The 6,006-nt window shown below is 36.6% G+C and carries 8 protein-coding genes, 1 tRNA gene and 1 pseudogene; 7 read left to right on the top strand and 3 right to left on the bottom strand.

Annotated elements, in window-relative coordinates:
* Positions 1–15 precede the first annotated feature (15 nt).
* Entirely contained in the window at positions 16–258 is a 243-nt protein-coding gene (locus HMPREF0850_RS10055) for a type B 50S ribosomal protein L31 (RefSeq protein WP_000710759.1), read from the bottom strand.
* Positions 259–353: 95 nt separating this feature from the next.
* Complete coding sequence (locus tag HMPREF0850_RS10050; protein WP_000401785.1) at positions 354–1,289, bottom strand: DHH family phosphoesterase; 936 nt, start codon at positions 1,287–1,289, stop codon at positions 354–356.
* Between the two features lie 103 nt (positions 1,290–1,392).
* Between HMPREF0850_RS10050 and HMPREF0850_RS10045 the strand changes: the two genes are divergently transcribed.
* The 7 genes and pseudogenes from HMPREF0850_RS10045 to HMPREF0850_RS0103385 form a co-directional block, all read left to right on the top strand.
* Positions 1,393–1,836: a flavodoxin gene (locus HMPREF0850_RS10045; RefSeq protein ID WP_001162128.1), complete on the top strand. Its 444-nt coding sequence runs from the start codon at positions 1,393–1,395 to the stop codon at positions 1,834–1,836.
* A 115-nt stretch (positions 1,837–1,951) separates the two neighbouring features.
* Positions 1,952–2,218 (top strand): chorismate mutase, encoded by a 267-nt coding sequence (locus HMPREF0850_RS10040; RefSeq protein WP_000362495.1) that lies wholly within the window; start codon positions 1,952–1,954, stop codon positions 2,216–2,218.
* A complete protein-coding gene (gene crcB, locus HMPREF0850_RS10035) occupies positions 2,215–2,589 on the top strand; it encodes a fluoride efflux transporter CrcB (protein ID WP_000712085.1) in 375 nt (124 codons plus the stop codon). Before HMPREF0850_RS10040 ends, crcB (HMPREF0850_RS10035) begins: the two co-directional genes overlap by 4 nt.
* On the top strand, positions 2,583–2,912 hold the full coding sequence (crcB, locus tag HMPREF0850_RS10030; protein ID WP_000237403.1) for a fluoride efflux transporter CrcB: 330 nt from the start codon (positions 2,583–2,585) through the stop codon (positions 2,910–2,912). The genes crcB (HMPREF0850_RS10035) and crcB (HMPREF0850_RS10030) overlap by 7 nt, the downstream gene beginning before the upstream one ends.
* Before the next feature lie 118 nt (positions 2,913–3,030).
* Positions 3,031–3,378 (top strand): 50S ribosomal protein L19, encoded by a 348-nt coding sequence (gene rplS / locus HMPREF0850_RS10025; protein WP_001068669.1) that lies wholly within the window; start codon positions 3,031–3,033, stop codon positions 3,376–3,378.
* Between the two features lie 42 nt (positions 3,379–3,420).
* Positions 3,421–3,492, top strand: a tRNA-Arg gene (locus HMPREF0850_RS10020).
* Between the two features lie 404 nt (positions 3,493–3,896).
* A pseudogene (locus tag HMPREF0850_RS0103385) lies at positions 3,897–4,460 on the top strand (N-acetylmuramoyl-L-alanine amidase family protein); the annotation flags it as partial.
* 594 nt (positions 4,461–5,054) lie between these two features.
* Here the strand turns inward: HMPREF0850_RS0103385 and HMPREF0850_RS10015 are convergent.
* Entirely contained in the window at positions 5,055–5,951 is an 897-nt protein-coding gene (locus HMPREF0850_RS10015; RefSeq protein WP_000384881.1) for a tyrosine-type recombinase/integrase, read from the bottom strand.
* Between the last annotated feature and the right edge of the window lie 55 nt (positions 5,952–6,006).

Raw genomic sequence — 6,006 nt, 5'->3', positions numbered from 1 at the left:
ACTGTTCTTTTTTTATTATTTGAGACCGTATTTTTTGTTGAAACGATCCACACGTCCATCTGCTTGGGTGAACTTTTGACGTCCAGTGTAGAATGGGTGTGAGTCTGATGAAATTTCCACACGGATCAATGGGTAAGTTTCGCCTTCGAACTCAACAGTTTCGTTAGAGCGTTTTGTTGAACCGCTAAGGAATTTGTAACCAGTAGTTGTGTCCATGAAGATAACTGGGCGATATTCTGGATGGATATCTTTTTTCATTTTGCAATATTTCCTTTCTGCCATGGTCTCTTTGCGAGCCATAGATTGTTACCTTACTAGTCTATCAGATTCTGAAAAGTTTGGCAAGTATTTTATCAGTTTTTAAGCAAGTTTTTTAACTTTTGGTAGATGATTTCATTTTCTTCTAGACTATAGGAATTGGCACCACTGGCTAATGGATGGCCTCCCCCATCGTGTTGTTTGGCAATTTCATTGATAGGAGTGATTTTACTGCGCATACGTACACGGAAGTGACCATCAGCTTGCTCAACAAAGATAGCCCAAGCCTTAACGGTATCAATTCGACCAGGTGCTCCGACAATCGCCGCCGTTTCAGCATCCGTAACCTTATATTTTTTCAAGATGTCTTGAGTAAGCAGAACGCGTGCGGCTCCATTCTCATCAACTTCTAAATGATCATAGACAAAGCCTTGAAGTTTCGCAATCTTGAAGCTCATGGTATCCATCTGACGAGACAATCCAGCAAAATCAAAATCAACTTCTCGGAGCTGGCCAGCTATTCTAAAGGTACGGGCACTAGTTGACGGGTAGAGAAAACGTCCTGTGTCCCCGACAATTCCTGCATAGAGAAGTCGTGCCGCTTCACTAGACAAAGCCAGCTGGTTTTCTTGAGCAAATAATGCAATCATCTCACTGGCACTGCTTGAACTTGTATCCACCCAAGATAGGTCACCATAGATATCATCATTTGGATGGTGATCGATTTTGATGGTGAAATCAGCTTGTTCATAGCGTTTATCATCGATACGAGGACGGTTCGCTGTATCACAAATAATAGCAAGAGCTCCTTGGTAGTCACTGTCTTGGACAGTATCCATTTCCGCCATCCAAGTCAAAGTAGGTTCTTTAAAACCGACTGCTTTGATGGTCTTTTCTGGAAAATGGTGTTTGAGAAGAGCTTTCAAGCCTACCTGACTTCCCAAGGCATCAGGATCTGGTTTCATATGACGATGAATGATAATGGTATCGTATTCTTTGATTTTCTCTAAGATTTGCTGGCAAATTTCCATAAATAACCTCAATTCTTTCTCATTTCATTGTAGCACAAGAATTTTTATTTTTAAAATGAAAAAGATATGATATAATGGAGAAAGATAAATTGAGGAGGACGATATGGCATTAGCAAAAATTGTATTTGCCAGTATGACCGGTAATACCGAAGAAATTGCAGATATTGTGGCAGATAAATTGCGTGATTTGGGCTTGGATGTCGATGTTGATGAATGTACGACTGTTGACGCTTCAGACTTCTTGGAAGCTGATATCGCAATTGTTGCGACTTACACCTACGGAGATGGAGAATTGCCAGATGAGATGATGGACTTCTACGAAGACCTAGCAGATCTCAACTTGAATGGTAAAATCTACGGAGTTGTTGGTTCAGGTGATACCTTCTACGACGAATTCTGTAAGGCTGTCGATGACTTTGACCGTGTTTTTGTTTCAACTGGAGCAGAAAAAGGTTCAGAGTGTGTCAAAGTTGATCTCTCTGCTGAAGAAGAAGATATCGAACGCTTGGAACAATTCGCAGAAGAATTGGCTGCAAAAGTAGGATAGGAATCAAGCTGCGCTGACTGGAAGGAGTCAGTGCAGTTTTTAGTAGTTTAACTAGATTTTACTAGCCTATTTGGTGGCTTTTTGATACAATAATTCAAATAAAGGAGGAGACGCTATGGATTTAGATAGTATTCGGCAAGAAATTGATCAAATCGATGACCAGATTGTTAAGCTCTTGGAAGAACGCATGCAGTTGGTTGAGGGTGTAGTTGCCTATAAGAAAGCCTCAGGAAAACCTATTTTAGATAGCAAGCGAGAAGAAGTCATTTTTGAAAAGGTAAGAAGTCGTGTAACCAATAAGAATTATCAAGAAACCATTGTTGCGACTTTTTCAGATATTCTTAAACGTTCGCGTGATTATCAGGAACAAAACATCAAATGAAAAAAGAACAATTCTATCCGCTAGGGATTTTTTTAGCTGCTATGTTGGGTGGCCTTGTCCGCTATTTTCTATCTAGTCAGTTGCCAGTCAGTCCTGACTTTCCTTGGGGAACCCTCCTTGCCAACTATCTGGGAATTTTCTGCTTGGTCTATCTGGTAAAAGGCTATCTGGTCTATAAGGGAAGCAGTAAAGGTTTGGTTTTGGCACTGGGTACAGGCTTTTGCGGTGGTTTAACAACCTTTTCTAGTCTAATGCTTGATGCTGTGAAACTGCTTGATACAGGACGTTATCTTAGTTTAGGCATCTACCTACTTTTGAGTATTGGCGGAGGTCTGCTCTTGGCTTATTATCTAGGGAGGAAGAAATGGTAATCGTCTATCTTGCAATCGCTTGTGGCTTCGGAGCCCTAGTGAGGTATTTCTTTTCCCGATACAATCAATCTTCTAAACTTCCTCTAGGAACTCTCATAGCCAATCTTCTCGGCTGTTTTTTAATTGGCTTGCTCTACAATCATGTGGAGTCTAAGGAAGTCTATGCGATCCTAGCGACAGGTTTCTGTGGTGGGTTGACGACCTTTTCAACTCTGAATGACGAACTGCAAAAACTGTTAAGTGACAAGAAAGAATTTTTTAGCTATTTTCTCTTAACTTACCTAGGCGGTTTTCTAGCGATTTTTTTAGGAATTCTGCTATAAATTTCTTTACTTTTAGTTGGAAATTTGGTAAACTGTATCTTGTGTGTAATGGACGCACAAAAATACAGTTTATCCGCTGAGGAAGGTTCCTCAAGATTGACAAAGATAGGAGAATAAAATGAATCCATTAATCCAAAGCTTGACTGAAGGTCAACTTCGTACAGATATCCCATCATTCCGTCCTGGTGACACTGTTCGTGTACACGCGAAAGTTGTCGAAGGTAACCGTGAACGTATCCAGATTTTTGAAGGTGTTGTTATCGCACGTAAAGGTGCTGGTATCTCAGAAAACTACACAGTTCGTAAAATCTCTAACGGTGTAGGTGTTGAGCGTATCTTCCCAATCCACACTCCACGTGTTGAAAAAATTGAAGTTGTTCGTTACGGTAAAGTACGTCGTGCGAAATTGTACTACTTGCGTGCACTTCAAGGTAAGGCAGCTCGTATCAAAGAAATCCGTCGTTAATTCGACAAAAAAACTCTGCTTATCCAGCAGAGTTTTTCTCTAGCTCCCTTAGTTCAATGGATATAACAACTCCCTCCTAAGGAGTAGTTGCAGGTTCGATTCCTGCAGGGGGCATTCTTAGTAAAACAAAGAAAAATAAAGAATATTCAAAGTGTTTATTTAACAGCAATCATCACATTTAGTTTTTGAAAATAAGTTAGTATTTTTTACTTCTATGACCAAACCATGACCAAAATTTGACCAAAAATTATACTTTGGTTAATGACTATAGAATAAAATGGATCATGAAAATGTCTTTGATTTATACTAGTGTTAAAAAAGGACTTCTTTTATTGGAATGTCCTTATTTTAATTATGGAATTGACAAATTAGGTTAAGGTTCAGTTCTATGAACTTAGAAAGAAAGTACAAAGCTTTAAACAGTTTTCAAAAAGATTTGGTGTGGATGTTTCGGGCTAAGGTATGTGACAAGATGAATTGATCGTTATGGAATAGAGAGTGTTAAAAATGGGAAGAATCGTTACACCTACCTTGATACAAAATGGGACTATCAAACCAAGACTTACACTGCCACCTTACCAAAGACTGTCAATGGTCAAAAAGTATATGGTTGGGTAGACTATGACAATGGTAAGTTGAAACTTGCAAAACCAGAAACTATCAGTCATTACTATAAGGATGGAGGATCTTTCCAAGAACTTTATCTAATTGTAAAAGCAGAAAGCTGGCTGAAATCAAACCAAAACTGGTACTATCAAAAACAAGGTCAATTAGTTCAAAATTCTTGGATCAAGGATCAGGGAAGCTGGTACTTTATGGATGATGAAGGGGTTATGTTTAATCAAACATGGCTATATCAAGGTGGAAGCTGGTATGCCTTTAAGTCATCAGGAGCCATGATTTCAGCTGATTGGCTGTATGATAATGGTTCTTGGTATTACTTAAAGGACTCAGGTTCAATGGCAACAGGTTGGGTCAAAGATAATGGTAAGTGGTACTATCTCGCATCATCTGGTAATATGCTTCGCAATACACGCACACCAGATGGCTATTATGTAGATGGCAGTGGCGCTTGGAAATAAATTTTAAAAAGAGAAAATCTACTGAGAAGGTAGATTCAGAACGTAGACAAACCCTACCAGCAATAGAAAAATTGCCATATTGTAGGTTGGATACTATATTATAAAAAACTCTTAGGAATGTTGATATAGCGCTATTCTTAAGAGTTTTTTAGTTAATGAATAATATAGAATAAAGTAGATTAGAAATTTGGCAGTTTTTTTCTCTATTGCTAACAATCTGCTTACAAAAACTAAACTCATTGTGAATCTCACCAGTAAGTAAAAGGCAAGGCAAAAAGTCTTAAAAATAAGAAAAACGCATAGTATCAGATGTTGAAAAAACTTGATACTATACGCTTTATTGTGAGAAGATTTACTTCATTTTATCCAGGAATTGTTTTTTTGACAAAACTTTTTTGTTTTATTTAAGGATATTTGAAGACTGTATTTTAGAAAAACAATCACAGAGCTCTTAATACAGAATATAGTATAAATGATGGTTCAAAGTGAAGTTTCTATGTTTTTTGCTTTTGCTGAGTATAAAATCTATTAACTAAGATTGAACTATAAAAATCAATTTGAGATGAAGTGAATTGTAGACATTGGAGATGTCTCTTACTCGATTTCAGAATGAATCGCTGATATAGGATTAAAAGAACTAAGTATTTCTTTTTGTTTTGAATGAGATACATGAGTATAGATTTGTGTGACTGATATAGAACTGTGTCCAAGAATTTGTTGAATGTATCGAATATCTACATCATTATCCAGAAGCATTGTTGCAAAGCTATGTCTAAACATATGTGGTGTAATAGTTCTAAATAAGCTGTTTTGTTCAACGATTCTCTTTAAAATTAAACGTACACTTTGCTCTGACAATGGTTTAAGTGAATGTTTCCCTGGAAACAAGAAATCGTTGAATTCATTTCTTGTTTTATTTATATATGTTTCTAATAAATTGAATGTTTTTTGATCTCCTAAAAATAGGATACGTTCTTTCTTACCCTTTCCTATAATATGGAGTGTCTTATTGGAAAGATTAATGTCTTTGAGATGAATATGGCAAAGTTCAGAAATTCTAATGCCTGTTGAAAGTAAAAGTGAAATAATTAGTAGATTTCTTTCAGCGTGTTGTTTTTGATAATCAGTTTTAGATAGAACTACTCTCTGCTCTAAATATAAAAAAATGCTTTTCAGAACGTCATACGGTATCGTTTTAGGCAATATTTTTTCAGTTCTAAATTGAAAGCGCAATTGATTGAAGGGATTCTCTTCAATTATGTTCTGGTATTTTAGATAGTTATAAAACACCTTCATACAAGCAATTTTTCTTCTTAATGTATTCGTTTTTATGTTAGATTGTGTTAAGTGTTCGATATAGGATTCGACATTATCATAGTCTGAGTTATAAAATTGCATAAGATCATTCTTATAAGCGCGAATCGTGTGTGAACTCAAACGCTTATGAGTTTTGCAATAATCTAAGTAAGTAGAAATAAGTTTATAATCCATAAAAATCTCCTTTATCAATAATCATGCTATTATAAACCTATTTGGGTGCTTTGTA

Source organism: Streptococcus sp. M143 (assembly GCF_000162495.1).
Taxonomy (GTDB): domain Bacteria; phylum Bacillota; class Bacilli; order Lactobacillales; family Streptococcaceae; genus Streptococcus; species Streptococcus dentisani.
The sequence above is the reverse complement of the archived record's forward strand: the minus strand, read 5'-3'. Positions and strand labels throughout refer to the sequence as shown.